Source organism: Shigella sp. SIG6 (assembly GCF_053555815.1).
In genome coordinates this window covers 1-314 of the sequence record NZ_JBQZXC010000351.1, presented here as the reverse complement: position 1 = coordinate 314, position 314 = coordinate 1, and the positions used below count along the sequence as shown (strand labels likewise).

Annotated in this window: 1 pseudogene; it reads left to right on the top strand. The window is 57.0% G+C overall.

The annotated features are described in order from the left end of the window. Positions 1–72 (top strand): annotated as a pseudogene (locus tag ACUU1M_RS20780) (Rop family plasmid primer RNA-binding protein); the annotation flags it as partial. Positions 73–314: the final 242 nt, after the last annotated feature.

Sequence of the window (314 nt, the reverse complement as noted above, 5' to 3'; positions counted from 1 at the left end):
TTTCACGACCACGCCGATGAGCTTTACCGCAGCTGCCTCGCACGTTTCGGGGATGACGGTGAAAACCTCTGACATATGCTGCTCCCGGCACCCGCTCACAGCTTGTCTGTGAGCGGATGCCGGGAGCAGACAAGCCCGTCAGGGCGCATCAGCAGGTTTTAGCGGGTGTCGGGGCGCAGCCATGACCCAGTCACGTAGCGATAGCGGAGTGTATACTGGCTTAACCATGCGGCATCAGTGCAGATTGTATGAAAAGTGCGCCATACCGGGTATGAAATACCGCACAGATGCGTAAGGAGAAAATGCACGTCCAG